Annotated in this window: 23 protein-coding genes; 4 read left to right on the top strand and 19 right to left on the bottom strand. The window is 66.9% G+C overall.

Features of this window, described 5'->3' with window-relative positions:
- Positions 1-38: 38 nt before the first annotated feature.
- From mmsB to ACLBYA_RS03180, 12 genes are all read right to left on the bottom strand, one after another.
- Positions 39-926, bottom strand: a complete 888-nt coding sequence (gene mmsB, locus ACLBYA_RS03235) for a 3-hydroxyisobutyrate dehydrogenase (RefSeq protein WP_447707928.1) — start codon at positions 924-926, stop codon at positions 39-41.
- Positions 927-942: 16 nt separating this feature from the next.
- Positions 943-2,103: an acyl-CoA dehydrogenase family protein gene (locus tag ACLBYA_RS03230; protein WP_447707927.1), complete on the bottom strand. Its 1,161-nt coding sequence runs from the start codon at positions 2,101-2,103 to the stop codon at positions 943-945.
- A 14-nt stretch (positions 2,104-2,117) separates the two neighbouring features.
- Positions 2,118-3,638 carry a CoA-acylating methylmalonate-semialdehyde dehydrogenase gene (locus tag ACLBYA_RS03225; protein WP_447707926.1) on the bottom strand — a complete coding sequence of 507 codons (1,521 nt, stop codon included), beginning with the start codon at positions 3,636-3,638 and terminating at the stop codon, positions 2,118-2,120.
- Between the two features lie 103 nt (positions 3,639-3,741).
- Positions 3,742-4,503, bottom strand: coding sequence for an enoyl-CoA hydratase/isomerase family protein (locus tag ACLBYA_RS03220; RefSeq protein ID WP_447707925.1), 762 nt, complete (start codon positions 4,501-4,503; stop codon positions 3,742-3,744).
- Entirely contained in the window at positions 4,500-5,564 is a 1,065-nt protein-coding gene (locus ACLBYA_RS03215; RefSeq protein WP_447707924.1) for an LLM class F420-dependent oxidoreductase, read from the bottom strand. The genes ACLBYA_RS03220 and ACLBYA_RS03215 overlap by 4 nt, the downstream gene beginning before the upstream one ends.
- A 17-nt stretch (positions 5,565-5,581) precedes the next feature.
- Positions 5,582-6,718 carry an acyl-CoA dehydrogenase family protein gene (locus ACLBYA_RS03210; RefSeq protein ID WP_447707923.1) on the bottom strand — a complete coding sequence of 379 codons (1,137 nt, stop codon included), beginning with the start codon at positions 6,716-6,718 and terminating at the stop codon, positions 5,582-5,584.
- Positions 6,719-6,720: 2 nt separating this feature from the next.
- Positions 6,721-8,478, bottom strand: coding sequence for an acyclic terpene utilization AtuA family protein (locus ACLBYA_RS03205; protein WP_447707922.1), 1,758 nt, complete (start codon positions 8,476-8,478; stop codon positions 6,721-6,723).
- Positions 8,475-9,269 (bottom strand): TIGR03084 family metal-binding protein, encoded by a 795-nt coding sequence (locus tag ACLBYA_RS03200; protein WP_447707921.1) that lies wholly within the window; start codon positions 9,267-9,269, stop codon positions 8,475-8,477. Before ACLBYA_RS03200 ends, ACLBYA_RS03205 begins: the two co-directional genes overlap by 4 nt.
- Positions 9,269-10,027, bottom strand: coding sequence for an enoyl-CoA hydratase/isomerase family protein (locus ACLBYA_RS03195; RefSeq protein ID WP_447707920.1), 759 nt, complete (start codon positions 10,025-10,027; stop codon positions 9,269-9,271). The genes ACLBYA_RS03200 and ACLBYA_RS03195 overlap by 1 nt, the downstream gene beginning before the upstream one ends.
- Positions 10,024-12,042 (bottom strand): ATP-binding protein, encoded by a 2,019-nt coding sequence (locus ACLBYA_RS03190; RefSeq protein ID WP_447707919.1) that lies wholly within the window; start codon positions 12,040-12,042, stop codon positions 10,024-10,026. Before ACLBYA_RS03190 ends, ACLBYA_RS03195 begins: the two co-directional genes overlap by 4 nt.
- Positions 12,039-13,637 (bottom strand): acyl-CoA carboxylase subunit beta, encoded by a 1,599-nt coding sequence (locus ACLBYA_RS03185; RefSeq protein WP_447707918.1) that lies wholly within the window; start codon positions 13,635-13,637, stop codon positions 12,039-12,041. The genes ACLBYA_RS03190 and ACLBYA_RS03185 overlap by 4 nt, the downstream gene beginning before the upstream one ends.
- 138 nt (positions 13,638-13,775) lie before the next feature.
- The gene (locus ACLBYA_RS03180) at positions 13,776-14,708 is read right to left on the bottom strand and encodes an NAD(P)H-dependent flavin oxidoreductase (protein WP_447707917.1); all 933 of its coding nucleotides are present in this window, start codon (positions 14,706-14,708) and stop codon (positions 13,776-13,778) included.
- A gap of 231 nt (positions 14,709-14,939) precedes the next feature.
- Between ACLBYA_RS03180 and ACLBYA_RS03175 the strand changes: the two genes are divergently transcribed.
- The 3 genes from ACLBYA_RS03175 (at position 14,940) to ACLBYA_RS03165 (ending at position 17,702) form a co-directional block, all read left to right on the top strand.
- A complete protein-coding gene (locus ACLBYA_RS03175; protein ID WP_447707916.1) occupies positions 14,940-15,950 on the top strand; it encodes a LuxR C-terminal-related transcriptional regulator in 1,011 nt (336 codons plus the stop codon).
- Positions 15,947-17,116 carry a LuxR C-terminal-related transcriptional regulator gene (locus ACLBYA_RS03170; protein WP_447707915.1) on the top strand — a complete coding sequence of 390 codons (1,170 nt, stop codon included), beginning with the start codon at positions 15,947-15,949 and terminating at the stop codon, positions 17,114-17,116. Before ACLBYA_RS03175 ends, ACLBYA_RS03170 begins: the two co-directional genes overlap by 4 nt.
- Positions 17,117-17,294: 178 nt before the next feature.
- Entirely contained in the window at positions 17,295-17,702 is a 408-nt protein-coding gene (locus ACLBYA_RS03165; protein ID WP_447707914.1) for a limonene-1,2-epoxide hydrolase family protein, read from the top strand.
- Positions 17,703-17,749: 47 nt separating this feature from the next.
- Here ACLBYA_RS03165 and ACLBYA_RS03160 read toward each other — a convergent pair whose 3' ends face one another.
- The 6 genes from ACLBYA_RS03160 to ACLBYA_RS03135 all read right to left on the bottom strand — a co-directional run bounded on the left by ACLBYA_RS03160 (position 17,750) and on the right by ACLBYA_RS03135 (position 22,885).
- Positions 17,750-18,235, bottom strand: coding sequence for a flavin reductase family protein (locus tag ACLBYA_RS03160; protein WP_447707913.1), 486 nt, complete (start codon positions 18,233-18,235; stop codon positions 17,750-17,752).
- Positions 18,232-18,678: a hypothetical protein gene (locus ACLBYA_RS03155; protein ID WP_447707912.1), complete on the bottom strand. Its 447-nt coding sequence runs from the start codon at positions 18,676-18,678 to the stop codon at positions 18,232-18,234. The genes ACLBYA_RS03160 and ACLBYA_RS03155 overlap by 4 nt, the downstream gene beginning before the upstream one ends.
- A 95-nt stretch (positions 18,679-18,773) precedes the next feature.
- Complete coding sequence (locus tag ACLBYA_RS03150; RefSeq protein WP_447707911.1) at positions 18,774-20,270, bottom strand: aldehyde dehydrogenase family protein; 1,497 nt, start codon at positions 20,268-20,270, stop codon at positions 18,774-18,776.
- Between the two features lie 12 nt (positions 20,271-20,282).
- Positions 20,283-21,893 carry an AMP-binding protein gene (locus tag ACLBYA_RS03145; protein WP_447707910.1) on the bottom strand — a complete coding sequence of 537 codons (1,611 nt, stop codon included), beginning with the start codon at positions 21,891-21,893 and terminating at the stop codon, positions 20,283-20,285.
- 3 nt (positions 21,894-21,896) lie between these two features.
- A complete protein-coding gene (locus ACLBYA_RS03140; protein ID WP_447707909.1) occupies positions 21,897-22,421 on the bottom strand; it encodes a ketosteroid isomerase-related protein in 525 nt (174 codons plus the stop codon).
- Positions 22,422-22,432: 11 nt separating this feature from the next.
- The gene (locus ACLBYA_RS03135) at positions 22,433-22,885 is read right to left on the bottom strand and encodes a ketosteroid isomerase-related protein (RefSeq protein ID WP_447707908.1); all 453 of its coding nucleotides are present in this window, start codon (positions 22,883-22,885) and stop codon (positions 22,433-22,435) included.
- Between the two features lie 260 nt (positions 22,886-23,145).
- On the opposite strand from ACLBYA_RS03135, the gene ACLBYA_RS03130 reads away from it, so the two are divergent.
- Positions 23,146-24,387, top strand: coding sequence for an acyl-CoA dehydrogenase family protein (locus tag ACLBYA_RS03130; RefSeq protein WP_447707907.1), 1,242 nt, complete (start codon positions 23,146-23,148; stop codon positions 24,385-24,387).
- Here ACLBYA_RS03130 and ACLBYA_RS03125 read toward each other — a convergent pair.
- The gene (locus ACLBYA_RS03125) at positions 24,348-25,421 is read right to left on the bottom strand and encodes a TIGR03617 family F420-dependent LLM class oxidoreductase (RefSeq protein WP_447707906.1); all 1,074 of its coding nucleotides are present in this window, start codon (positions 25,419-25,421) and stop codon (positions 24,348-24,350) included. The genes ACLBYA_RS03130 and ACLBYA_RS03125 overlap by 40 nt on opposite strands.
- Positions 25,422-25,533 lie beyond the last annotated feature (112 nt).

Genomic DNA, 25,533 nt, shown 5'->3' with positions numbered 1-25,533 from the left:
CGCTCACGGTTACCGAATGTGCGTAAATCGCGGGGTGATCAGCCGTTGCGCAGCGCCTCGATGACGGCGCTGAAGTCCAATGCGGCGTGCTCCTTGTTGAACTCCTCGTAGATCTGCGCGGCGTGGGTGCCCAGCGGGGCCGAAGACCCCGTCGAATCGACCGCGGCCATCGCCAGACCCAGATCCTTGTTCATCAGCGCGGTCGCGAAGCCCGGCTTGAACTCGTTGTTGGCCGGCGAGGTGGGCACCGGGCCGGGCACCGGGCAATTGACGCTGACCGACCAGCAGTTTCCGGTCGCCCCGGTGATCACGTCGAACAGCGACTGCTTGTCCAGGCCCAGCTTCTCGGCCAGCACGAAGGCCTCGCCGATGGCGATCTGCTGCACCGCGAGGACCATGTTGTTGCACACTTTGGCGGCCTGTCCGGCACCGGCGCTGCCACAGTGGATGACCTTGCCCGCCATCGGATCCAGCACCGGCTCGGCCTTCTCGAAGGCATCGTCCTCACCGCCGACCATGAACGCCAGGGTGCCGGCGGCAGCACCCTTGATGCCGCCGGACACCGGTGCGTCGAGCTGGGCGAACCCACCCTCGAGGGCCTGGCGGTGGATCTCGCGGGCATCGTCGACCGAGATCGTCGAGGTGTCGATGAACAGCGCACCGGCCTTGGCCGCGGGCAGCACCTCGGCATAACAGCTCTTGACAATGGCGCCGTTGGGCAGCGAGGTGATCACCACATCGGCCTCGGCGACCGCGGCCGCGCCGGTGTCGAAGGTCTTGACCCCCTTGGCCGCTGCGGCATCACGCAGGTCGGCGACCAGGTCGAAGCCGTGCACGGTGTACCCACCGGCCACCAGGTTGGCGGCCATCGGGCCACCCATGTTGCCCAGCCCCAGAAAAGCGACGGTGTTTGTCTCTGAGCTCATTCTCCTGCGACCTTCCTTATCCGGCGGCCCGCGCCCGGGCAGCTTCCGCCCGGCCGATGACCACTCGCATGATTTCGTTGGTGCCCTCCAGGATTCGGTGCACCCGCAGGTCCCGGACGATCTTCTCCAGCCCGTACTCCTTGAGATAGCCGTATCCGCCGTGCAACTGCAGTGCGGAGTCGGCGACATCGAAGCAGGAGTCGGTGACGTAGCGCTTGGCCATGGCGCACAGCTCGACCTTGTCCGGGGATCCGGCATCGAGGGCGGATGCGGCCCGCCACAACATGATCCGCGAGGTCTCCAGCGCGGTCGCCATATCGGCAAGGGTGAATCGGATGGTGGGCTCGTCGATGAGCGATCCACCGAACGCCACCCGGTCGCGCACGTAGCCGGCCGCCTTCTCGTGGGCGGTGCGAGCACCGCCGAGTGAACAGGCGGCGATGTTGATGCGGCCGCCGTTGAGCCCGTTCATGGCGATCCCGAACCCGGTGCCCGCGCCTTCGGGCCCACCGAGCAGTGCGTCCGCCGGTACCCGCACCTGCTCCAGGATGACCTGCGCGGTGGGCTGGGTGTTCCAGCCCATCTTGGCCTCGTTGGCGCCGAAACTCAGCCCCGGCGTGCCCTTTTCGACCAGGAACGCGGAGATACCCTTCGGGCCTTCTGCGCCGGTGCGCGCCATCACCAGGTAGACGTCGGAGACGCCGGCCCCGGAGATGAACTGTTTGACACCGTCGAGCACCCAGTCGTCGCCGTCACGAACCGCCTTGGTGCGCAACGCCGAGGCATCCGATCCGGCGCCCGGTTCGGTGAGGCAGTAGCTGGCGATGGCCTCCATGGAGGCCAACTTGGGCACCCAGGTCTTGCGCTGCTCCCGGTTGCCGTAGGTGTCGACCATCCAGGCGCACATGTTGTGGATCGAGATGAACGAGGCCAGTGCCGGGTCGGCGGCGGCCAGTTCCTCGAAGATGCGAACGGCATCGATGCGGCGCAGGCCACTGCCGCCGACATCCTCACCGCAGTAGATCGCCGCCATGCCCAATTCGGCGGCCTCGCGCAGCACCTCGGTGGGGAAGTGCTTGGTCTCATCCCATTCCAGGGCATGGGGCGCAAGGCGTTTGGCGGCGAACGCGGCAGCCGTTTCGGTGATGACGCGGTCGTCGTCAGTCATATCGAACATCGACATGGTCAGCGTTACTGCATCGTGGGGATGACGAACTCGGCGCCGTCCTTGATACCCGAGGGCCAGCGCTCGGTGACGGTCTTGACCTTGGTGTAGAACTGGATCGAGGCCGGTCCGTGCTGGTTGAGATCGCCGAAGCCGGAGCGCTTCCAGCCCCCGAAGGTGTGGTAGGCCACCGGAACCGGGATCGGCACATTGACGCCGACCATGCCGACCTGCACGCGGGAGACGAAGTCGCGGGCGGCGTCACCGTCGCGGGTGAAGATCGCGACACCGTTGCCGTACTCGTGCTTGGTGGGCAGGCTCAGCGCCTCTTCGTAGTCGTGTGCGCGGACGATGCACAGCACCGGGCCGAAGATCTCGTCGGTGTAGATGGACATGTCGGTGGTGACGTGATCGAACAGGGTGGGGCCGATGAAGTAGCCCTTCGACAGGTCCTGATCGTCGAAGGTCAGTTCATCGGTGGCACGCTCACGGCCGTCGACCACTATCTCGGCACCGGCGGCCACACCCTGGCCGATGTAGTCGCGCACCCGCTCCAGGGCGGCACCGGTGACCAGCGGGCCGTAGTCGGCCTTGGGGTCCAGGCTGTGGCCGACCCGGAGTTGCTTGACACGTTCGACCAGCTTGTTGCGCAGGCGATTTGCGGTCTCCTCGCCGACCGGCACCGCGACGCTGATCGCCATGCAGCGCTCGCCGGCACTGCCGTAACCGGCACCGATGAGCGCATCGACGGCCTGGTCGAGATCGGCGTCGGGCATGATGATCATGTGGTTCTTGGCGCCACCGAAGCATTGGCTGCGCTTGCCGTGCGCGGCCGCGGTCGAGTAGATGTACTGCGCGATATCCGAGGAACCGACGAAGCCGACGGCCTGGATGTCGGGGTGGGTGAGGATGGCGTCGACGGCCTCTTTGTCACCCTGGACGACCTGGAAGACGCCGGCGGGCAGCCCGGCCTCAAGGAACAGCTCGGCCAACCGGACCGGTACCGACGGGTCACGCTCGGAGGGCTTGAGGATGAAGGCGTTACCGCAGGCCAGCGCGGGGCCGGCCTTCCACAGCGGGATCATCGCCGGGAAGTTGAACGGGGTGATACCGGCGACCACGCCAAGCGGCTGGCGGATGGAGTAGACGTCGATACCGCCGCCGGCGCCCTCGGTGAACTCTCCCTTGAGTAGCTGCGGGATGCCGATGGCGAACTCGATGACCTCGACACCGCGCTGGATGTCGCCCTTGGCGTCGGGAACGGTCTTGCCGTGCTCGATCGAGAGCAGTTCGGCCAGTTCGTCCACGTTGTCGTTGACCAACTGGACGAACTTCATCATCACGCGTGCCCGACGCTGCGGGTTCCAGGCGGCCCATTCCTTCTGGGCCTGCACGGCCGAGGACACCGCGGTGTCGACATCGCTCTTGCTGGCCAGCAGAACCTGGGCCTGGACCTCGCCGGTGCTGGGGTTGAGCACGTCGGCGGTGCGGGTGGAGGCAAGGTCGCTGCGCTTGCCGTCGATGAAGTGCTGAATTTTCTTGGTCATGACATCCGTCCAAAGTGTGCGGGGCCCGGTGTGATCCGAGATACTTGGATATCCTAGTAAACCGGGATGCGGGGTGGCAAGGGTGTTGCGGCGCCGGTCCCGTTCAGCTGCGGGTTCGGGCGTCACCGGCGAACTCGGCCAGCGCGCGGGCATTGTCCGGGGAGCCGAGCAGTCGTCGCAGCCAGGCGTCCTCCAGTTCGAGCGCGGCACGGATGCCCGCTTGGCGCGGCGCGTTGAGTGTCTCCTTGACCGCCAGCAGGCTGGGCAGCGGTCGCGACGCCAGCAACTCGGCATGCTGCAGTGTCTCGGCCAGCAGCTCGTCCGGTTCGCAGATGCGCCATGCCAAGCCCATCGCGTGGGCCTCCTGCGCGCTGATCCACTCGGAGGACATCAACACCCACGCTGCATTCTGTCGACCGATCAATGCGGGGAGCTGATATGACGACGCGGCCTCAGGGGCCAGGCCGAGGGCGGTGAACGGGCATTTCAGTCGCGCGGTGCTGGACATGAAGACCAGGTCGGCAAACCCGAGGATGGTGGTGCCGATGCCCAAGCCGATGCCGTTCACCGCGCAGATGAGGGGTTTCGGGAAATCGGCCAGGGTGTTCATGAGTCCGTCGAAGCCGAACTCACCGGGTGCGAATCCTGCGCCCCTAGCCCGGTTCTGGAGCTCGAGCAGGTCGTTGCCGGCGCTGAACGCCCGGCCGGTGCCGGTCAGTACGACCACCGAGACGGTGTCGTCGGCGGCCGCCTCCTGCAGGGCAACCGTGGCCGCGTCGTAGAGGGCCTCGTTGAAGGCGTTAAGTGCCTCGGGGCGGTGTAGCGCCAGGGTGCGTACGCGGTGACCCTCGGTGATGTCGATCATGTCGTCGTTCCCAGTCTGCTGAGTTGGTGTATCTGTTCGGTACTGCGTGCGTTGAGCACCATGCTGGTGACGCCGGAGGCCTCCCATGCCGCGATCTGCTCGCGGATGTGGTCGAGATCGCCGACGATGGCGGAGTCGTCGACCAGCGCGTCCGGAATGCACTCGGCGGCAGCATCTTTACGCCCGGATCGGAACAACGCGGTGATCTCGTCGACCACCGGTCCGTACCCGGCGCGGCGGTACAGGTCGGCGTGAAAGCGGCGGTACAGGTCGGCGTGAAAGTTGGTGTCCTCGGCCCCCATGCCGCCGAGGTACAGCGCCAGTTTGGGTTTCATCGCCGTGAGTGCGGCGCTCCGGTTCTCGGTGACGACGATGTTGGCGGTCGCGCAGATCTCGAAGTCCGCGCGGGAGCGTCGTGCCCCGGGGCGCGCGAAACCCTCATCCAGCCAGGCGTTGTAGGTATCGGACATCCGGGGTGTGTAGAAGATCGGCAGCCAGCCGTCGCAGATCTCGGCGGCCAGCGCAACGTTCTTCGGTCCCTCGGCGCCCAGCATGATCGGAATATCGGCGCGCAGCGGGTGGGTGATCGAGTTGAGCGACTTACCCAATCCCGTTGTGCCCTCGATGTTCAGTGGCAGCGGGTAGTGCGGTCCGGGGCTGGTGACCGGTGCGTCGCGGGCCCAGACCTGGCGGACGATGTCGACGTATTCACGGGTGCGCGCCAGCGGTTTCGGGAAGCTCTGGCCGTACCAGCCCTCAACGACCTGCGGCCCGGACACACCCAGCCCCAGAATGTGCCGTCCGCCGCTGAGATGATCGAGGGTCAACGAGGCCATCGCGGCGGCCGTGGGGCTGCGTGCCGACAGTTGTGCCACCGATGTGCCCAGCCGTATCCGTGTGGTGCGGCTACCCCACCAGGCCAGTGGGGTGAATGCGTCCGAACCCCAGGCCTCGGCGGTGAACACCGCATCGAAGCCGCCATCTTCGGCTGCGGCGACCAACTCGCCGTGATTGTCGGGTGGTTGCGCACCCCAATAGCCGAGCTGCAGAGACAGTTTCATGATCCTGGATTCCGATCTCAGTACGAGCGAGGCAGATCGAGGCTGTGTTGCGCGATGTAGTTGAGGATCATCTCGCGACTGACGGGTGCGATCTGGAGCAGCCGGGCCAGCCCCCACTGGGGCAGCAGGCCGTACTCCGCGGAGATCCCGTTGCCGCCGTGCACCTGGATGGCACGGTCGACGGCGGCCTCGGCGGCTTCGGCGGCAGTGTATTTCGCGACGTTGGAGGCCTCCCCGGCGGGCAGGCCCTGGTCGAAGAGCCAGGCGGCCCGGGCAGTGGCCAGCGCGGCCAGGTCGATCTCGATACGGGCCTTGGCCAACGGGTGCGAGATCGCCTGGTAGGAACCGATCGGCGGACCCCACACGGTGCGGCTGCGCGCGTAGTCCGCGCTCTTGTCGATGGCGTGCCGTCCGATGCCGACACAGACGGCCGCGCCGGTGATCCGTTCGGGGTTCAGCCCGTCGAACACCTGCCGGAAGCCCTCGTGTTCGGTACCCAGCAGGTTGGCCGCCGGCACCCGGACATTGTCGAAGTGCAGGGTGAACTGCTTCTCGGGCAGATTGATGCCCACCGGCAGCCGTTGTGCGATCAGCCCGGGCGCATCGGTGGGCACCAGGAACAGCGACAGCCGCTCCGGAGCGGTGCGTGCGACGACGATCAGCGCACCGGCCTCGTCCACCCCGGAGATGTAGTACTTGGTGCCGTTGAGCAGATAGTCACCCTGGTCGCGGGTGGCGGAGGTCGCGATGTGCCGGGTGTTGGAACCCGCATTCGGTTCGGTGATCGCGAAGACCACCTTGGTCTCGCCGCCGGCCATCGCCGGCAACCATTCCCGCTGCTGCTCGATGCTGCCGTACCGGGCCAGCAGCTCCCCGGAGATCGCGCTGGACACCAGCATCAGCAGCAGCGGGCAGCCCGCGGCCGCGGTCTCCTCGCACACGATGGCCAGCTCGGCCATGCCGGCACCGCCACCGCCGAACTCCTCGGGGAAATTGATGCCGATGAACCCGTGCCTGGCCAACTCGACCCACAGCTCATGGGTGGGTTCGTGCGCCTCCGCACGTTCGGCGAAGTATCCCGAACCGTACTTCGCGGTCACCGCGGCGACGGCGGTGCGCAGATCCTTGTGCTCGGTGGATTGCTCGAAGTCCATGACTAGACCAACGTGTCCGGGATGTCGGTGTGCAGGATACGCACGTACTCACCGAACGACTTGGCCTGCGCGTCGGGCCGGGTGCAGGATGCCACCCCTTCGCCGAGGAAGCCCACCACGACGAAGTTCAGTGCCCGCAGGTTGTCGAAGACGTAGCGGCGCACCGTGAAACCGGCCACCTCGGGGACCAGTTCGGTGAAGCGTTCGACGGTCAGGTGGGATTGCAGCCAGCGCCAGCGCTCGTCGGTATCGGTCCAGACACCGATGTTGGCGTTGCCGCCCTTGTCGCCGGAACGGGCCGCCACCACCGAGCCGAGCGGGCGTCTGGTGACCGGGCCCAGGTCCACCGGCGGCTCGTCGGACGGTGTCGGGACGGCCATGGACGCCAGCGGCGCGGCGTCCGGGTGCACGATGATCTCCCGGGAGCCGTCGGCATGCACCACGACGTGTTCGACGGCCGACGCGGGCACCAGAGTCGGCCAGTAGATGCCGAATTCGGTGGCCGCCGACGGCGGCGTGGTGGTGTAGAAACCCGCGTAGCCGGCGACGTAGAGCTCGATCACGGCGTTGGAGAACGCCCGGTCGACCTTGCCGCGGTCGCGATCCTTGACCGACACCCGCAGATGTGCGGTGGCCTCGGCCATGCTGGCCGGGTCTTCCTTGTCGTAGCGCAACAGCTCGATGTCCAGGGCATCGAATCGGTCTCGGCCACCGAGGATCTCGAGCAGCTGATCGGTCGCCCAGTCGGCCTTCTCCTGGATGTCCAGACCGGTGATGGCCATGGTCATGGTGTTGCGGTAGCCGCCGATGTAGTTCATGGCGACCTTGAGTGTGTCCGGCGGGGCCGACCCGGTGGTGCCCGCGACCAGTACCCGGTCCGGGGCCTCCTGGGTGACCGACATGGTGTCGAAATGGGCCACCACATCGGGGTTGGCATACGCCGGCCCGGCCACCTCGTAGAGCAGCTGCGCGGTGACGGTACCCGGGGAGACCACACCACCGGTGTTCGCGGTCTTGGTGATGACGAAGCTGCCGTCACCGTTCAACTCGACGATCGGGGAGCCCGGGTAGCGACGGTCGATCACCTCGCCCAGCTGCGAGTAGTTGCCGCCGCAGGCCTGCGGTCCGCATTCGACGATGTGGCCTGCGGCCACCGCACCCGCCAGCGCGTCGTAGTCGGTGCGGTGCCAGTCGTGCCACCACGCACCGACGCCGACGACCAGCGCGGCATCGGTGACCCGGCCGGTGACCACGACATCGGCACCGCGCGACAGCGCCGAGGCGATACCCCAGCCACCCAGGTAGGCGTTCGCCGACACCGGCTGTACTGCGGCGCTTTTGAGCTCGACACCGGTATCCAGGTGGGTGAACGGCACCCCGGAAGCCAACAGTGCGGGCACCTCGGCCAGGATGTCGTCACCTTCGACGTACGCGACCTCGAGCGTCACACCTGCCTCGGCGGCGATGGCGCGGACCCGGTCGGCGCAACCGGCCGGGTTGAGCCCGCCGGCGTTGACGACAACCTTGATCCCGCGTGTTGCGCAGTCGGTGACGACCTGGGCGAACTGGGTGAGGAACGTGTGCGCGTATCCGGCCTCGGGGTTCTTCTTCTTGGCCTTCCACAGGATGAGCATGGTGAGCTCGGCGAGGTAATCACCGGTGATGACGTCGATTTCGGCGTTGTCGATCAGCTCGCGCATGGCGGCGAGCCGGTCGCCGTAGAACGCCGACGCGTTGCCGATGCGTACCGGGGGCTTCATGCCTGCACCTTCGAGGGCAGGCGGCGGCTGGGCGCCCCGGCGAACGCCTGGGCGATGTCCAGCCAACCGGTCGCCACCTCACCGACCACCGTGAGGCCGGTCTCCGACCAGTGCCGGCGCTGGGTGACCACCAGCACAAAATCCTCGGCCGTTCCGCTGATCCGGTTCTCGGCACCGGCCGGTCCCCAGGTCCACAGTTCACCGGTCGGGGAGGTCAGTGCCACATGGACGGGGGCCTCGGGGACCTCCAGTCCGTGATGCAGGTGGGAGAACGCGAAGGTGACCACACCGAGGTGGGCGATGCTGCGCAGCCCGCCACTGGCGGCCGGGCAGACCGCGATGGTGTCGTAGACGTCGCGACCGTGCGCCCAGGTTTCCATCAGGCGAGCGGTTGCCGACGAGGCGACACTCATATCGGGTCCGAACCAGGGCACCCGGCGCTTGGGATCTTCGTCGGAGAAGGCGGCCAGCAGGTCGCGCCGAATGTCGGCGAACCAATCCAGCAGGTCCGCGGGAGCCATGGTGCGGTACTGCACGGCAAGGCGATCCGGGAAATCCATTCCTGCGGCCATCAACTCGTCGGCGGTGGTACGCAGGCCGGTCGGGTCGGTCAGGGCCAGCAACGCGGCGCCGTCGAAGTAGGCCAGATGCGACACCTGGTCCTGGATGCTCCAGGACTGCGCGGGAGTGGCTGCCTGCCACCTCTCGGCGGGCAGTTTCGAGAGGTGGGCCAACAGCTGGTCGGAATCGGTCCGCAGGTCCGCCAGCAGGGCGGGGAAGTCCAGTGCCATCATGCTCCTTGCCACAGCGGCTTGCGCTTGTCCCGGAACGCCGCCATGCCCTCTTGCGCGTCTGCACTCAGATATACGGGTTCCCAGAGTGTTTCGGCACGATCGAAGGCCTCGCTGAGCGGGTGTTCGGCGGTCAGTGCCACCGTCTTCTTACCGGCGGCCACCGACAGCGGTGCGTTCGCGGCGATCTGTTCGGCGAAGGCCTGGGTGACCGCACGCAACTCCGCCGGTTCGGCGAGCCGGTTGACGAAACCGATCTCATAGGCCCGTTGTGCGGACAGCGGGGCGCCGGTGAGGGTGAGCTCCATCGCGACACGTCGCGGGATCATCAGCGGTAGCGGTGCTGCCCACGGTGATCCGCGGCCGACCTTGACCTCGGTGATGCCGAACTGGGCGGTGGTGGCGGCGATACACAGATCGCAGGTCTGGGCCAGCAGGAACCCGCCGGCGAAGGCCACCCCGTTGACCGCGGCGATGGTGGGTTTGTCCACGGTGATGTTGCGCCCGAACTGGGGGACGAAATCGACGGGCGGAACGGTCAATTGGTTGGCCGACATCTCCTTGAGGTCACCGCCGGCGCAGAAGGCCTTGTCGCCGGCGCCGGTCAGCACCAGGACCTTGGCCGCGTCGTCGCCGTTGAACCGGCGCACCCCGGCGAACAGGCCGTCCCGAACCGCCTTGTTGAGGCTGTTGCGGGCCTCCGGGCGATCGATGGTCAGCCAGGCGATGCCGTTGTGTACCTCGTAGCTCACGGTCATGAGCCGGCTCCGTCTTCGCTGTCCTGCACCACCGCCAGCACCTGACCGGACTCGACCTGTTCACCGGCGGACACCGATATCGAGGCCACCACGCCGTCGGCGGGTGCCCGCACGGTGTGCTCCATCTTCATGGCCTCCAGCACCACGATGGGCGTGCCTGCGGTGACCGCGGTGCCCTCGATGACCTCGATGCGCACCACCGCGCCGGGCATCGGGGCCAGCAGCGAACCGGCCTCCTGGGCGGCGCTCGGGTCCGGAAAGCGCTCGACCTCGTCGAGTGCACTGGATCCCAGTGAGCTGTCCACGTAATGCGTTGTGCCGGTGTGGTTCACGTGATATTGGCGACGAACACCGTCGATCACCGCGTCGACCAGGGTGGAACTGGAACCCAGGATGTGCAGTGCCGGTTTCCAGTCGCCGACCTCGGCGGTGAACCGGCCACGCAGGAACTTGTAGCTGACGTCGATGGTGTCCTCGCCGACGGTGAAGCTCGCGGTCTGCGGTTGACTGGACAGCGTGCGCCAGCCCGAGGGCAGCCCGGGCAGGATGGCCGTTTCCTGGCGCCGCCCGGCCTGCGCCGCGATGGCCGCCACCACTGCGTGGGTGCGGTCGGCGGTGCCGGTGGACCGGATCAGGCTGACCGGCAGGTGGCGATCCAGATAGCCGGTGTCGATGGCCCCGGCGCGGAACTCGGGTTCACGCAGGATGCCGATCAGCAGGTCGCGGTTGGTGCGGACCCCGTGGATGCGGGTCTCCAGCAGTGCCCGGGCCACCCGGGCGCACGCCTCGTCGCGGGTGCGGCCGTAGCCGATGACCTTGGCCAGCATCGGGTCGTAGAAGGTGCTGACCGTCGAGCCGGAGGTGAAGCCGGCGTCGATGCGCACCCCGGCGAGATCGGGGAACTCGAGGGTCGACAGGGTGCCCGAGACGGGGATGAACCCGGCGGCAACGTCTTCGGCGTACAGCCGGACCTCGACGGCGTGCCCGTTGGGCGTCGTGTCGCGCAGCTCGGCGGGCAGTTCGGCCCCGGCGGCCACCTGCAGCTGGGCGGCGACCAGGTCGACGCCGGTGACCAGTTCGGTGACCGGGTGTTCGACCTGCAGTCGGGTGTTGACCTCCAGGAAGTAGAACGCCCCGTCGGGGGCCATCACGAATTCGACGGTGCCGGCACCCTCGTAGGCGAGTGCCTGTCCGGCGGCCACGGCCGCCCGTCCGAGTTCGCCGCGCAGCGCCTCGTCGACGACGGTGGAGGGCGCTTCTTCGATGATCTTCTGGTAGCGACGCTGGATCGAGCATTCGCGTTCGCCCAGGTGCACCACGGTGCCGTGGCTGTCACCGAAGATCTGTACCTCGATGTGGCGCGGGGATTCGACGAACTTCTCCAGGAAGACGGTGCCGTCACCGAATGCCGAGGCCGCCTCACGGCGGGCGCCGGAGACCGCTTCGGCCAGACCGCTGACATCGCGCACGATGCGCATGCCCCGCCCGCCGCCGCCGAAAGCGGCTTTCACCAGGATCGGGAAGCCGATCTCGGTGGCGGCCCGGTCCAGCAGAACGGGATCGACACCGTCGGTCTCCGCAGCCACGGTGACGCCGGGCAGCACCGGCACACCGGCGGCCGACATCATCTCCTTGGCCGCGATCTTCGAGCCCATCGCCGCGATGGCCTCCGGGCTGGGGCCGACGAAGATGATGCCGGCGGCCGCGCAGGACCGTGCGAAATCAGCGTTCTCGGAAAGGAATCCGTAGCCGGGATGGATGGCGTCGGCGCCGGTGTCGATGGCGGCGCGCAGCACCAGATCGGCCCGCAGATAGGTGTCCGCGGGTGCGGTACCGGGCAGGTGAACCGATTCGTCGGCCTCGGTGACGTAGGGCGCGAACCGGTCGGCATCCGAGTACAGCGCGACGGTGGCGATGTCCATCTCGCGTGCGGTGCGGATGACCCGCGATGCGATCTCACCGCGGTTGGCGATGAGCAGCTTCCTGATGGGCAGAGTGTCTGTCACGTTCCTCACATCCTGAATACGCCGAAACCGCGGCGGCCGGAGACGACATTGGAATGTGCTGCGGAAAGGGCCATTCCGAGCACCGAGCGGGTATCGCGAGGGTCGATGACGCCGTCGTCGTAGATGCGCGCGGAGACGAAGAAGGAGTGCGATTCCTTCTCGATCTGTTCTTCGATCTGCGCGGTGCGCACGGCGTCGGCCTCATGGTCGAATTCGCGCCCGGCAGCCTCGGCGGCCGCCTTGCCGACGATGGACAGCACGCCGGCCAACTGGGCGGCACCCATCACGGCGAGCTTGGCGTTCACCCAGCTGAACATGAAGCGGGGATCGTAGGCGCGACCGGACATGCCGTAATTGCCGGCGCCGAAGGAGCCGCCCATGTTGATGGTGATGTGCGGGACGGTGCTGTTGGTGACGGCGTTGATCATCTTGGCGCCGTCCTTGATGATGCCGCCCTGCTCGTATTCGGCGCCGACCATGAAGCCGGTGACGCTCTGCAGGAAGATCAACGGCGTGTCGGTCTGGTTGGCCAACAGGATGAACTCGGTGGCCTTCTTGGACTCCTCGCTGAACAGCACACCGCGGGTGTTGGTCAGGATACCGACCGGGAAGCCGTGGATGGTGGCCCAACCGGTGGCCAGGCTGGTGCCGTAGCGCGGCTTGTACTCGGAGAACCGGGAGCCGTCGACGATGCGCGCGATGACCTCGCGGGGGTCGAACGGCACCCGCGAGTCACCGGAGGCGATGCCGAGCAGTTCCTCACTGTCGTAGAGCGGTTCGTCGGCGGGCTGGGTCGGACCGGGGCCCAGCTTGCGCCAGTTGAGGTGCGCGACGATATCGCGGCCGATGCGGATGGCATCGACCTCGTCGACCGCGAAGTAGTCGCCGAGACCCGATACCCGGGTGTGCATGTCCGCACCGCCGAGTGATTCGTCGTCGGCGTCCTCACCGGTGGCCATCTTCACCAGCGGCGGACCGCCCAGGAACACCTTGGCGCCCTTGTCCACCAACACGGCGTAATCGCACATGCCCGGTACGTAGGCGCCACCCGCGGTGGAGTTGCCGAAGACGAGGGAGATGGTGGGGATGCCCATCGAGGAGAGTTCGGTCAGGTCGCGGAAGATGCGGCCGGCGTGCACGAACAGCTCCGACTGGGTGGGCAGATCGGCGCCGCCGGATTCCACGAGATACATCACCGGGAGCCGATTGACGCGGGCGATCTCCAACGCGCGCAGGTTCTTTCGTAGCGTGTACGGGTTCATCGTGCCGCCCCGGACGGTGGGGTCGTGCGCGATGATCATGCACTCGACACCGCTGATGACGCCCACACCGGTGACGATCGCGGCGCCGACATTGAATTCGGTGCCCCAGGCCGCCAGCGGTGAGAGCTCCATGAAGGGTGCGTCACGGTCGATGAGCAGTTCGATCCGCTCGCGGGCGAGAAGTTTGCCGCGCGCATGGTGGCGCTGCACGTAGCGGTCACCGCCACCGGCGGCGACGAGCGCCAACTGGTCGTTGAGGGCAGCGACGGCGGCAGACTGAATCTCGTGGTTGCCGAGGAACGTCGAGGAGGTGGTGTCAACCTCCGAAGTCAGGGCTGGCATCGATATCCTTTGAGGTGAAAAGTGAATGCCCATACACTAATTGTGTAAGTGCGGATTCCAAGGGGTAGGCCGACAAACACCTCCAACTGGTGACGGGAGGGATACGTACGGAGGACGGAGCCCAGTGCCGCTGCGAAGCTAGCCATCGATCACTAATTCACGTAGTGAGTTCCGCGCAGCGTGGTACTGCGCGACGAGGTCCGCGACCAGATCTGCCACATCGGTGATCGCGGCGATGCCGGACACGCTGTGCCCGGCACTCCAGGCCGTGCGGTTGTCCAACAGCTGATCCTGGGAGAACCCCGCCAACTCGGCGCCGACCTGCTGCTCCTCGAGCCAGCAGGCCAGCAGGCTGGCCGGGATGCCGCCCACCCGGTCGGACAGCCGGACGTCGTCGAGCGTGGACTGCACCAGCGCGTGCCGGTAGCCGTCGGACGCGGCGCTCTGATGGGTGGCGATGAAACGGGTGCCCAGATAGGTCAGATCGACGCCGAGCGCCTGGGCGGCCAGGATCGCGGTGCCGTCGCTGATGCCGCCGGCCAATACGACCGGCCCCTCATACCGTTCGCGTACCGCGCGCACGAACGCGAACGGGTTGGCCCAGCCGGTCTGGCCGCCGGCGCCCGCGGTCAGCAGGATCAACCCGTCGGCGCCGGCGTCGAGTGCCCGCCAGGCATGCTGCAGGCTGGCGACATCGGCATAGACCGCGGTGCCCACTGCGTGCAGTTTCGCCACGGCGGGGGCCGGCGATCCCACGCTGGTGATCACCAATTCGGGCCGGTGCTCGAGCAGGCAGTCCAGGTCGGCGTCCAGCCTGGTGTTGGAGCGGTGCACGACCAGGTTGGGTGCCATCGGCGCGGTAGGTGAATCCGCGGACGCCAACTCGGTGGCGATCGTGTGCAACCAGGTGTGCAGATCCGCGGTGCTCGGCGCGTTGTGGGTGGGAAAGGCGCCGATCACGCCCGCCCGGCAGGCGGCAGTGACCAGTTCGGGCCCCGACACGCTGGTCATCGGGGCGGCAATGGCGGGCAGGGTCAAGCGGCCGGGCCACAGGGCTTTTCTGGGCTGCACGATCCACCTCACGAGGTATGGGGGGAGTTAGTGAATTCATAATAACTAAAGGCTGACCGACCCTGTCAATTCCGGGCGTCGCGGCTCTGACATGCATCGCATGTCAGAAGCGGTGGAATCGATCGCATGGAGGTTTGACAAAGTGATACGCGTCACCAAAGATGGGTGGTGTAAGTAAATTGCGAACCGCATCGGCTCGCTCCAGAGAGGGGCACGCGCATCGGTACCGAGTTGACAGCGCCGGCTCCGCTCGCCGCGGACTTGGACGCGATCGCGGCGGAGCTGGAACGGATGGGTGTCGAACATCGACGGGCCTCGGTGTTCAGCGGTGATCGCATCTCGGATGCGTTGTCGGGACTGCTCGAGGCGCTGGCCCGGGTGCGCAGCGCGAACACGCCCGAGGAGGTGCTCGACATCGCGCCGTGGGAGCTCTGCGCGGTGGGTCTGTTCGACCGGGTGCTGATGTCGACGGTGCGTGGGTCGACGTGGTGCCCCGAACAACTGCTGCGGGCGGACGGCGGCAGGCCCGCCACGGTGTCCCGACAACGGCTCGGGGAGTTGCGCATTCCGTTGGCGTCACCGTTGGTCGAGGCCGAGGTGGTGCGTCGGAGGTTGCCCGCGCTCGTGCAGGACGCCCAGAACGAACCGCGCACCTATCGGCCGCTCATCGAGAGCACCGGGAGCCGGGAATACGTGGTGGCGCCCGTGCTGGCCTCCGCCTCCGTCGTCGGGCTGTTGCACGCCGACGTGATGGCTGGCGACCGTGCGTTGAGCGCGCTGGACCGTGATCTGCTCCGGGTGTTCGCCGAGGGGGTGGGGTTGGCGTATGAGCGGGCGGGATTGCTGCAGCGCCTTGAAGAACAGCGCAGGCAGGTCGCGCAGGCCTGTGCGGCGGCCGTTGATCTGGCCGAGGCCGTGCCGGCGACCACGGGCCTGGAGAGCCGGATGGCGGTGTCGGCCGTGGGCGGTTTCCGCGACGCGGTCCCGGCGCCCCGGGATCGCGGCGGCGAGCCGCGAGAGTCCTCCAGATTGTCCCGGCTGACCGGACGCGAGCGTGAGGTACTGGCGCTACTGGCCAGTGGCGCCACCAATGCGCAACTGGCCGATCAACTGACCGTGGCCGAGAGCACCGTCAAATCACATGTCAAACACATCCTGCACAAGTTGGGTGCGGGTAATCGTGCGGCGGCGATCGCCTGTTACCTACGGGAGAACCGAAGCGAAGAACGGCGGCCGCGATGAGTGTGCTGATGGCCGGGGAGACCACGCGTTCTGCCGGCGGCGGGCGACCCAAGACCGAATGGTGGTCCAAGGAGTGTGAACTCCTGCAGCGGTTGATCCTGCTGCGAGAGAAGGCCGCCGCCGTGCTGTGCAGGCCCGACCTGCCGCAGATCGGCACCGACGCCTCGGTGCGCAGCGGCGAGTTGATAGCCGAACTCTCGCACGCCTGTGTGGACGGATTGCATCGCACGCCCAGCACCGAAACCGCGACCACACAGGACCTTTGCGACCTGGTGCTGGGATCGCAGGGCCTGGCCCTGGACTGGTACCTGTTCGAGACGGCCATGCGCAGCCAGCGGTTGGCGGACTGTGCCACCGGGCTGGCCAGGCTGCGGTCGATGCCGAGTTCGGCGGCGCTGATCGACAGCGCCTGTGACGAACTGGTGTTGCGGTGTGGATTTCATCGAGCCGTGCTGTCCACCGTGGGCAACGGTGGCTGGAAGCCGCTGATCCTGCTCGACCGGTCCGAACCGTCGGCCCGGTCGTGGTTCAGTGACTGGATCAACCAGACCGTACCGCTGACCTCGACCACTCCAGAGGCGCTGGCGCTGCGCCGACGGCGGCCGGCCCTGATTCACGACACCGCCGATGCGCCGGTGTATCGGCCGTTGATCGTGCAGGCCGGGCAGTCGCTGTCCTATGTGGTGGCCCCGCTGGTGCACGGTAACGACGTGATCGGCTTCCTGCACACCGACCACCATCCGCGGCCGCGCCGGGTCGACGAGGGTGACCGGGATGTGTTGTGGGCCTTCGCCGACGGGTTCAGCCATATCTACGAGCGCACCGTGCTGATGGAGCAGTTGCGCGAACAGCGGGACGGCATCAGGGAACTGTTCTTCGGCGCCGTGGACCGCCTCGACGAACTGTGTGAATCGGGTATGGACATGACCCGATCCCATGAGGAACAGCCGGAGGTGACCATTCCGGGCGGCCCCGGCCAGGTGGAACTGACCGAAAGGGAGACCGAGGTCTTCGAGCTGATGGTCACCGGAGCCAGCAACCACGAGATCGCCGATCGGTTGGTGATCACCGAGGGCACAGTGAAATCCCACGTCAAGCACATCCTGCGCAAGTACGGCGCGGTCAATCGCGCACAGGCCATCGCCTGGGCGCTACGGGCGTACTGAAGGCTCGCGCAATCTGTTGCGCGCCAAGACGAAACCCTCCCGCGGGGGAGTGATTTCACCATTGCGGAGGACTCTGGGCCGCTGGGCCGGGCTTACTGTGCTGGTGTGAGCAACGTCTCCTCGCGACGGCTCGCCACCACACGAGGTTCGCTCGAACTGCGGTATCCACGAATCGGGAGTGTCACCCATTAATCACATCGCCACCGTGCAGAACTTCTTTGGACGCTGGAACACCAGCTATGCCGAGATGTGCGCCGCATTCCGGGAAACCTTCGCCGCGGACGCACCCTGGCTCGCGGCCCCGGGGGTTCCGGAGACGCGCGGCGCGGCCGAGGCAATTGCCCTGCTCGAACAGTTCCGGGCCGGTTTCCACCTCGACACCGTGAAGGTGGTCTTCACTCGGATCGCCCAGGCGGGGAATGTGGTCTGGACAGAGCGGGTGGATGACATCATCGACGCGGACGGCAATGTCATCGTGTCGATTCCGGTGGCGGGAGTGCTCGAGCTCGATTCTGACGGGAAGATCGCCAGCTATCGCGACTACTGGGACATGCAGGAACTGAACTCGAAGGCGGTCGCCGGCTGAGGTGCGGCCGGCGACCGCACCACCAGTCGGCTGCTCGCCGCGGGCGCCTACACCGTGGCGATACCGGCGAACGACCCGTCGTGGTAGAGCAGCGGCGCGGTGGCGGGAGTAGCGCAGTGCACCCGGGTGACCTCGGCGATGACCAGTGTCGAATCGCCGGCCGGGATCAGCTCGCGCAGTGTGGTGCGCAGCCAGGTCGGCGTATCCCGCAACAGCGGTTCTCCGGATTCTGCTGTCGTCCACAGGGATTCGTCAGCGAACCGCTGTTCGGCGCTGCGCGAGAAGCGTCGGGCCACGTCCAGTTGGTGGGCGCCGATGAGGTGCACGATCACGCTGTCGGCGGCGTGCACCGCGGCCAGGCTCGACGAGGTGTGGGTGATGTTGAACGATACCAGCGGTGGGTCCAGCGACAGCGAGGCGAACGATGTCGCGGTGAATCCCACCGGACCGGTGGCCGAGTTGAGGGTGATGACGGCGACGCCCGCCGGGTGGCGCCGCAATGCGGCGCGGTATTCGTCGGCGGTGACGGTCATGCCGCGGTCATCGTGCGTAGTTCGGGCAGCACCGCGTCGCGGATCAGATCGGGCACGCCGTCGTCGAGCGGTTGGAGCACCGCTCCGTCCGCGAGGCCCAGGGCGTGGATATCGGCGATCAACCCCGCCAGACCGATCGGCGTACCGACATAGAGCAGGGTCCGGCCATCATGACCGCCCCGGCGGGCCAGTGCTGCCCGCGCCGCGGCCGCGTCGTGGGCGATCATGACGTCGATATCGACGACGATCCCGGCAGTGGGGGAGTGGGCCCGGATGGCCGCCACCTGACTCGACAGGCTGCGCAGATCCGCCGCCCGCACCCGGATCGGGTCTGCCGGACTGTTCGGTCGAACCCGGCCGGCGTCGTTGAACTGCCGGACTCCGCCGGCGTCGACGACGCCGAGCAACAACTGCCGGTGTGGCGCAATGTCTGTGTCCGTCATGGCATTCCTCGAAAATTGAGTGGTGGTGGGTCCCGCACGCCCGGGATGGCGGGAGATGATGTACCGGGCGTGCGGGAAGTTGTCGGTGAGTTCGCTCAGGCCGGGTCGATCACGATGGCGAAGGCCTTGTTCTCGATCCCACCGGAGCGGTCCACCGCGATGAACTTCTCCTCGACGTACTCGTCGATGGCGTCGGGGCCGCCCTCGCGGCCCAGACCGCTCTCCTTGTACCCACCGAACGGGTACGCCGGGTGGATGATGTGCCAATTGTTGACCCACACCATGCCGGCCTCGATCCGGCGGGCCAGGCCGGTGGCCCGTGCCTCACTGCCCCAAACTCCGGCGGACAGACCGTAATTGGAATCGTTGGCGATGGCGACGGCCTCGTCGTCGGTGTCATAGGTGAGCACCACCAGCACCGGGCCGAACACCTCTTCGCGGGCGATCCGCATGTCATTGGTGACGTCGACGACGATGGTCGGCTCGATCCAGTTGCCCTTGTCGAAGCCCGCACCCGCCGGCGACGCTCCGCCGAGCGCCACGGTGGCGCCCTGCTCCGTCGCAATCCGGAAGTAGTCCAGGACCCGGTCGCGCTGTCCCGCCGAGATGATCGGCCCGACATGGGTGGCCGGGTCGAGCGGGTCGCCGACGCGCAGGGTGGCGGCCCGCGCGACCAGCTTGGAGATGATCTCGTCACGCCGGGTGGCGGGGATCAGCAGCCGGGTGCCCGCCTCGCAGGCCTGGCCGTTGTTGGCCATGCATGCGTACAGGGCGCCGTCGACCGCCATATCGATATCGGCGTCGTCGAGGATGATGTTGGCGCCCTTGCCGCCGAGCTCGAGTGTCACCCGCCGGACGGTGTCCGCCGACTGGCGCAGGATGGACTTGCCCACGGCCGTGGATCCGGTGAAGGCGACCTTGCGGACGTCCGCGTGGCCGGCCAGGTGTGCACCGACCGGCTCGCCGTCGCCGGTGATCACGTTGAGTACCCCGGGCGGCAGGCCCACGGCGTCGAACTCCCGTGCCAGCTCCAGCGCCAGCAGGGGGGCATGCTCATCCGGTTTGAGAACCACCGAGTTCCCGGCCACCAGTGCCGGCGCGATCTTCCACACCGTGGTCAGCAGCGGGATGTTCCACGGCACGATCGCCGCGACCACGCCGAGCGGCTCGCGGACGACGATGCCGTCCGCGGCCACCGGTTCGATTGCCGGGCCAGGGGTTTCCCACTCGTACTGTTTGGCGATGGCGGCCAGGTACTGCAACTGACCGACCGACAGGCCGACGTGCAGCGCACCCGTGATACGGATGGTCGCCCCGTTCTCGCGGGTCTGCAGGGCGGCCAGCTCATCGGCACGGGCGGCCAACCGGCCGGCCACCGCCTCGATCAGCGTCGCGCGTTCGGCAGGGGCGATGGAGCGCCAGACACCTTCGGCGAAGGCGGCTTTGGCGGCGGCCACCGCGGCATCGACATGTCCGGTGTCGCCCTTGGCGACGGTGGCAACCAGTTCTTCGGTTGCCGGACTGCGGATCTCGTAGGAGTCCTCGGTGTCGACCCACTTGCCGTCGATGTACATCGGGTAATGCGGTGTCATGTCAATCCTCTCTCAGCCGACCTGGCGGGTTCGGCCGAGCCAATACGGTTTACGGATGGCCTTCTTGTCGACCTTGCCCGCCGGGTTCAACGGCAGCGCATCGGTGAATAGAACGGACTTGGGTGCACAGACGCTGCCGAGCTTGGCCTTGACGTGGCTGATGAGCTCGTACTCCAGCTCGGACCCGGTGATCTCCCCCGCGCGGGTGACCACCACGGCCAGCACCGCCTCGCCCCACTTCTCGTGCGGGATACCGATGACCGCCGACTGGGATACCGCCGGATGGGTGGCCAGCGCGTCCTCCACCTGCCGAGGGAACACGTTGAAACCACCGCTGACGACCAGATCCTTCTTACGGTCGACGATGTAGAGGTAACCGTCTTCGTCGAGGTGCCCGATATCGCCGGTGTGCACCCAGCCGTCCCGCAGCGCCTCGCTGTTGCGGGACGGGTCGAGGTAGCCCAGCATCTGGCCGAGCTGGCGCGAGCAGATCTCGCCGACCTCGCCGACGCCCAGCACCTTGTCTTCGTCGTCCTGGATGGTGACCTCGACCTGGAACATCGGGCGGCCTGCCGCGGCAAGTCGCTGTCCCCAGGCTTCGGCCGATTCGCCGGCGCCCTGTACGTGCTCGTCCTTGCGCAGGCACGCAACGTATCCCGGCTCGGTGCCGGCATAGGTCTGGATGAAGATCGGTCCGAAGATCTCCAGGGCCTGACGGAGCCGCTCCGGGGCGATCGGCGATCCCGCGTAGACCAGTGTCTGCAGCGTGCTCAGATCAAAGTCCCGGCGCTTGGGATGATCGATCAGCAGATAGATGATCGTCGGCACCACCGCGGCCGCGGTCACCCTGTACCTCTCGAAATTGGTGAGCAGGCTTTCGATCTCCAGTCCCGGCAACATGACATTGGTGCCGCCGCGCACGAAGGTCGGTAGCACGAAGATCTGGGTGAAGTGCGTCAGCGGAGCTCCGTGGGCGAACACCTCGCCGAATCGGGTGTCGCCGATCTCCAGGCCCGCCGAGATGGCGTAGTAGCTCCAGGTGAAATGCGAGTTCACCACGCCCTTGGGATCACCGGTGCTGCCCGAGGTGAACAGGACATAGGCCTCGTCGTGTTCGTCGATGTCGACCACGGGGCGATCGATCGGCTGCCCGTTGGTGAGCTCCGTGAAGTCCAGTGCATCCACCTCGGCCTGCGCCGCGCTGCCCACCCGGATCACGGTCTGCAGCTTGGGCAGCTGGTCCCGGAACGACGCGACGACCGGCTCGAATGAGGCGTGATAGATCAGGGTGGTGGCATCGGTCTGGGCCAGGTTCGACTGCAATCCATCGGCCGCCGCGCGGGTCGGCATCTGTACCAGCACCGCGCCGGCGGCCCAGATGGCCTGCTGAATCGGGATGAACTCCAGGCAGTTCGGCATCAGTAGGCCGACCCGGTCGCCCTTCTGCACGCCGGCGGCGATGAGTGCATGGGCAATCTGGTTGCGCCACACACCGAGTTCACGATAGGTGATGCGGGCGCCGGAACTCGCGTCCTCGATGGCGATCCGGTCCGCGTAGTAGCTGCAGGCGCGGTCCAGGACATCGGGCAGGACGCCCCAGGCGCCGGTTTTGTCGTGTTCCACCACTTATCCAGCCAACGATGCGGGATCGAAGCCCTCGACCCAGTATTCGGGGGTGATGATGGGCAGACCCAGTTCCTGGAGCACTGGAGTGTCGTTCCAGTAGGTGGTCTCGCGGGCGATCTTGCCCTCGCCGTCGAGCTGATGCCAGGTGATCACCCGGGTGCTCAGGGTTCGGCCCTCGGTGGGCACACCCCGGAACGTGGTCAAGCCTTCGCCGGTCCAGTCCCACAGGATCACCACTGCGGGATGACCACCCACGCCGGCCAACTGGAACGCCTCGGTGGCCACGATGGTGTGCTTGCCGGCGCCGTTGGTGGTGTCGGTGTTGGCGAATGGAGCCAGCCGCGGCTCGAGCTCGGCCTTGGTGATGGCGGTGTCCAGGACATGGTCGGCATCGCCGTGATCGTCGTAGACCAGGTCGTCGGCGTAGAGCGCCACCGCGGCGGCGGTATCGGTGGTCAACGCGGCAGCCCAGCGTGCGGCGTGGTCCTTGGCCAGGGAGGTGTTCAGAGTCGTGTTCAAAGTCATTGTGGTTCCTTTCAGACCAGCGCCGGCAGCTTGGCGACGGCGCTCGGGTCGACGGGCAGGCCGAGTTCGCTCACCGCGCTGGAGACATCCCAGAAGCTCGCTTCGCGCTTGATGAGGCCGTTCTCGTCGTAGATGTGGAAGGTGATACCGCGCGCCCCGGGCACCAGCCCGTTGGTGGGCACACCGACGAACGCGGCGGCGGTGGGAGCCTGCCAGGTCCACCGATAGATGGCTGCCTTCTCGTCGCCCACGACTTCGTCGATACGGAAGTTGTTGATACCGATGCCGTTGTTGGTGTCGGCGTTGGCATACGGGGCGAACACCCGCAGCAGTTCCTCGCGTGAGGTGATCGACTGGCCCAGAATCGGATCCTCGAACAGGAAGCCGTCGGCATAGAGCGCGACGACGGCTTCGGGGCTTTCGCGGAACGCCTTCAACCACTTGACGGCGAATGTGTGGCTCATCGGATGGTCCTCCTCGCAGTGTGATGCACGACATCACCGACGCTATTGAGCGGCTTCGGCCGAGACGACTACCGGCGGGAGGAAACGGACTGTCCGTCGGGGGGACATCGGGGCGATGGCCGCAGTCTGTCGGGTATCGCGTCGTCCGGCGGTCTACCCCGATGCCGGACCGAGTTCCCCCCTGTGAGGGGTGTGGGGTCAAGGGTCCGGGATGCAGCATCGGATGGCAGCAGACAAGCACGTACGACAGGGAGCGCCAAATGCTGAATCAAGACATGACCGACGAGGAATTCGAACCGTACTTCGCCAAGGCGCAGGAGGTCTCGAAGTTCTTCCAGGAGATCGGGCCGAAGTACGACCAGGAGAACACCTTCGCCTACCCCTCGATCGAGGTGTTCAAGAAGTCGGGTCTGGGCGCACTGCCCATCCCGAAGGAGTACGGCGGCGCAGGCGGCAACATCCTGCACGTCTCCAAGGTTGTTTCCGAGCTGTCGCGCGGTGATTCGGCGATCACGCTGGCTTACAACATGCACTACATCATGGTCGGTATCGCCGGTAGCCTGATGAACGAGCAGCAGGCCAAGTACTGGCTGGGCAGAATTGCCGACGGCGAGTTGATATTCGGGCCGTTCTCCGAGCAGCGTGCCGGCTTCTCGGGCCTGGCCGATATGCAGGCGATCCCGCAGCCCGGCGGTGGCTGGAAGCTCTACGGTAAGAAGACTTGGGGCACCTTGTGCGAGGCCGCCGACATCATCACCACCAATGCCACCGAGACCGATGCCGAGGGCAACCTGCCCGAGACATTCGACGAGCGGGTCGCCGCCGAGAAGCTGTTCGTCGGCGATTTCAAGGTCGATGAAAACGGCGTTGGTGACGGCATCCGCATCGAGAAGACCTGGAATGCCCTGGGCATGCACGCCACCGGTACCCAGACCATCGTGTTCGACGGCTACTTCGTGCCCGAGGACGGTTTCGTCTCGCACTGGCGGTCGGGGGCCTTCGGCACGCTGGAATGGGCATCGTTGATGTTCGCCAGCATCTACCTGGGCATGCAGCAGCGCATCCTCGAGGAGTCGGTGGCATCGCTGTCCAAGAAGCACCTGGGTGCCACCTTCGGCGCCATCGTGGCGGCCGACACCGAGGTCAAGAACGTCGGGCACATCATCGACGGCATCGGCGACATGGCATCGCGGTACGAGTGGTCCCGGCGGGTGCTCTACCAGACCTGCAACGAACTCATCGCCGGCAAGGACAAGGACTGGGCACCGGAACTGCGCTTTCCGTACCTCGGTCTGGCCAAGACGTTTGTCGCCGACAACGTGCTGCACATGTCGCGGCACGCGATGAGCATGGCCGGCGGATCGTCGTTCCGGAAGGGCAGCATCTTCGAGCGCCTGTACCGGGATTCCGCGGCCTCGATGTTCCAGCCGCTCAACGCCGACCAGACCCGCACCTACGTCGGTCAGTTCCTGCTGGAGAAGGCCGCCGCAGAGCGTTCCTGACCCACGCTTCGTATCCCCTCGACGACGCCGGCCCGCGCCGCGTCGTCGAGGGGATACGGCGTTGACAGGGTGAAACGATCGATCAGCCCGCCGAACCGGGCCACCAGTTCGCGGCCCGCCGCCATGGGTTCACCGACGACGGCTAGGGTGTCCAGCACCGTGTCATCGATCAGGGCGGTCATGGTGTCCCATTCGCCGGCCTTCGAGAGACGATGCAACTCGACGTGCAGATCGCCGAGCCCGTGCAGGTCCAACACGGCGCGGTAGGCCGGGGTCGAACCGTAGAAGGCGATCTGCCGGCGAACGCTCTCGACGGCGCCGGTCAACGCCTCCGCAGTACCCCCGGTGGCGACCAAACCGGGGTAGCACACCGTGAACTGCGCGCGCCGACGGTCCGACGTCGCCAGCCCGGCTTCGACGATCGGTAGGGTGACCTCGCGCAGATAGCGGGCGCTGGTGAAGCTGTGCAGGATCAGCCCGTCGGCGGACTCCGCGGCCACCGACGTCATCTTCGGGCCCACTGCGGCGAGCAGGATCGGCGGCGGTCCGTAGGGGTGCGGTTCGGGTGCGAACATCGGCGTCATCAGGGTGTGCTGATAGTGCTCGCCGCGAAAATCGAGCTTCGCACCGGTCGACCAGCTGTGCCAGATCGCCTGCAGCGCAGCGATGTACTCGCGCATGCGCCCGACCGGGTCGGACCACGGCATCGAGAAGCGTCGCTCGATATGGGGACGGATCTGCGAGCCCAGACCGAGGACGAAGCGGCCCCCGCTGAGCGATTGCAGATCGTTGGCCACGGCGGCGGTGGTCATCGGGCTGCGGGCGAAGGCGACGGCGACCGCCGTACCGAGCTGTAGTCCGGTCGACTGCGCGGCGGCAATGGCCAACGGCAGGAATGGATCCCGATTGACCTCGGTGGACCAGGCGCCGTCGAATCCCAGCCGCCGGGCCGAGGCGACCTGTGAAATCAGTTCGGCCACCGCACCGCCGGTCGTGCCGTCCGGTCCGCCCCCGATATTGCAATCGACATACATGCCGTTCAGCTTGGCAGGCGGGGAAGGTCGTCCAGGCGATGTCTACCCCCGATGAGGTATGGGATTACCCCCCAGAGATGTGTGTGATCCGCGACACGGTGGATACCGTCCC

It is taken from the genome of Mycobacterium sp. C31M (assembly GCF_053345865.1).
This window is presented reverse-complemented; position numbering and strand designations above follow the sequence as displayed.

Bases quoted from the DNA above. Each gene is read 5' to 3' on its own strand.
- ACLBYA_RS03210 (WP_447707923.1), bottom strand. From the start codon at position 6,718: ATGGACTTCGAGCAATCCACCGAGCACAAGGATCTGCGCACCGCCGTC.
- ACLBYA_RS03150 (WP_447707911.1), bottom strand. From the start codon at position 20,270: ATGACACCGCATTACCCGATGTACATCGACGGCAAGTGGGTCGACACC.
- mmsB (WP_447707928.1), bottom strand. From the start codon at position 926: ATGAGCTCAGAGACAAACACCGTCGCTTTTCTGGGGCTGGGCAACATG.
- ACLBYA_RS03205 (WP_447707922.1), bottom strand. From the start codon at position 8,478: ATGAAGCCCCCGGTACGCATCGGCAACGCGTCGGCGTTCTACGGCGAC.
- ACLBYA_RS03155 (WP_447707912.1), bottom strand. From the start codon at position 18,678: ATGACGGACACAGACATTGCGCCACACCGGCAGTTGTTGCTCGGCGTC.
- ACLBYA_RS03220 (WP_447707925.1), bottom strand. From the start codon at position 4,503: ATGATCGACATCACCGAGGGTCACCGCGTACGCACCCTGGCGCTACAC.
- ACLBYA_RS03125 (WP_447707906.1), bottom strand. From the start codon at position 25,421: ATGTATGTCGATTGCAATATCGGGGGCGGACCGGACGGCACGACCGGC.
- ACLBYA_RS03130 (WP_447707907.1), top strand. From the start codon at position 23,146: ATGCTGAATCAAGACATGACCGACGAGGAATTCGAACCGTACTTCGCC.
- ACLBYA_RS03140 (WP_447707909.1), bottom strand. From the start codon at position 22,421: ATGACTTTGAACACGACTCTGAACACCTCCCTGGCCAAGGACCACGCC.
- ACLBYA_RS03230 (WP_447707927.1), bottom strand. From the start codon at position 2,103: ATGTTCGATATGACTGACGACGACCGCGTCATCACCGAAACGGCTGCC.
- ACLBYA_RS03225 (WP_447707926.1), bottom strand. From the start codon at position 3,638: ATGACCAAGAAAATTCAGCACTTCATCGACGGCAAGCGCAGCGACCTT.
- ACLBYA_RS03200 (WP_447707921.1), bottom strand. From the start codon at position 9,269: ATGGCACTGGACTTCCCCGCCCTGCTGGCGGACCTGCGGACCGATTCC.
- ACLBYA_RS03195 (WP_447707920.1), bottom strand. From the start codon at position 10,027: ATGACCGTGAGCTACGAGGTACACAACGGCATCGCCTGGCTGACCATC.
- ACLBYA_RS03185 (WP_447707918.1), bottom strand. From the start codon at position 13,637: ATGCCAGCCCTGACTTCGGAGGTTGACACCACCTCCTCGACGTTCCTC.
- ACLBYA_RS03215 (WP_447707924.1), bottom strand. From the start codon at position 5,564: ATGAAACTGTCTCTGCAGCTCGGCTATTGGGGTGCGCAACCACCCGAC.
- ACLBYA_RS03160 (WP_447707913.1), bottom strand. From the start codon at position 18,235: ATGACCGTCACCGCCGACGAATACCGCGCCGCATTGCGGCGCCACCCG.
- ACLBYA_RS03135 (WP_447707908.1), bottom strand. From the start codon at position 22,885: ATGAGCCACACATTCGCCGTCAAGTGGTTGAAGGCGTTCCGCGAAAGC.
- ACLBYA_RS03170 (WP_447707915.1), top strand. From the start codon at position 15,947: ATGAGTGTGCTGATGGCCGGGGAGACCACGCGTTCTGCCGGCGGCGGG.